Annotated in this window: 1 protein-coding gene; it reads right to left on the bottom strand. The window is 68.4% G+C overall.

Translation table 11 applies throughout. The features are described 5' to 3' along the window. Positions 1 to 29: 29 nt before the first annotated feature. Positions 30 to 1268, bottom strand: coding sequence for an IS30 family transposase (locus tag DAI17_RS20725; RefSeq protein ID WP_107775146.1), 1239 nt, complete (start codon positions 1266 to 1268; stop codon positions 30 to 32). Between the last annotated feature and the right edge of the window lie 18 nt (positions 1269 to 1286).

The raw sequence follows: 1286 nt of genomic DNA on the forward strand, positions 1-1286 counted from the left end.
GGGCAAGGTCGTTCGGTCTAAGCAACGGTTCATGCTGCTGCCGGGTTGGCGAGCAGTCTGGCCAGTCTGTCGGCTGGGGTGTCCATGTCCAAGGTCGGGCGTGGGCGCTTGTTGAGCTTGTCGGCGACGGTGCGTAGATCGGCTGCGGTGTGGACCGACAAGTCGGTGCCCTTCTCGAACCAGAACCGCAGTAGTCGGTTGGTGTTCTCGTTCGTGCCGCGCTGCCACGGCGAGTGCGGATCGCAGAAGTAGACGCTGGTGCCGAGCTCGAGCTGGATCCGTTCGTAGTGGGCCATCTCGCTGCCACGGTCCCAGGTCACCGACCGGCGCAAGTGGTCGGGTAGCTGGCCCATCTCGCGGATCATTGCCTCGGCGACCGACTCGGCGTCGTGGCGGCCGGGCAGGTGCAGCAGGACCACGAACCGGGTCGTTCGCTCGACCAAGGTCCCGATCGCCGAACCGTTGCCGGTGCCGACGATCAGGTCGCCCTCCCAGTGACCCGGCACGGCCCGGTCGGCCGCCTGAGCAGGCCGCTCCCGGATGGTGAACGCCTCGTCGTACCTCACGCCTCGGCCGTCGTTGACGCCCTTGGTCTTGCGTCGTCGCCGCTTCAGGCTGAGCTTTTGGTTCAGGTCTGCGCGCAGTTGGCCACGGGTCTGCACGTACAGCGCGCGGTAGATGGTCTCGTGGTGCACGGTGCCCATCATCGACGCCCGCCCCGCCGCCACCGCGGTGGCGTGATCACGCCGCAGGACCTCGGCGATCAGCTTGGGGGACCAGCCGTCGTCCATCCAGGTCTCGATCGCCCCGCACAGCACCGGATCGTGCAGCCTGAACGCCTTGGGTCTCTTCCGCCGCTCGTGCGCAGCCCGGTGTGCCACCGGACCGTGATAGCTCCCGTCCGGGCCCCGGTTCCGGGCAACCTCCCGGCTGATGACCGACACGTGCCGACCGATGGTCCGGCCGATCTCTCGCAGCGACACCTTCCGATGATGCAGCGCCGCGATCACCGCCCGGTCCTCACTGGTCAAGGGCCGGCGCTGCCGCCCAACCCGGTCATCGCCCGGGCGGCGCAGCGGCGCCGTCCCGGGCAGCCCGCCACGCGCACCGATGGCCATCGCGAGTCCCATGACGCCACGGTCCTGCCACCACCGCGTCGCGAGGTCGTGCGACACGCCCGACCACACGGCAGCGTGTGCGATCGGCGCACCACTACACACCAGGTTGAAGAACTCCTCCTCGGTCTCAAACGAGATCCACTTCGGCATCCGCAACGCTCCTCAAAA

Source organism: Nocardioides sediminis (assembly GCF_003047295.1).
GTDB classification, from domain to species: Bacteria; Actinomycetota; Actinomycetes; order Propionibacteriales; family Nocardioidaceae; genus Nocardioides; species Nocardioides sediminis.

Coding starts and splice junctions, on each gene's coding strand:
- DAI17_RS20725 (WP_107775146.1), bottom strand. CDS start 1,268: ATGCCGAAGTGGATCTCGTTTGAGACCGAGGAGGAGTTCTTCAACCTG.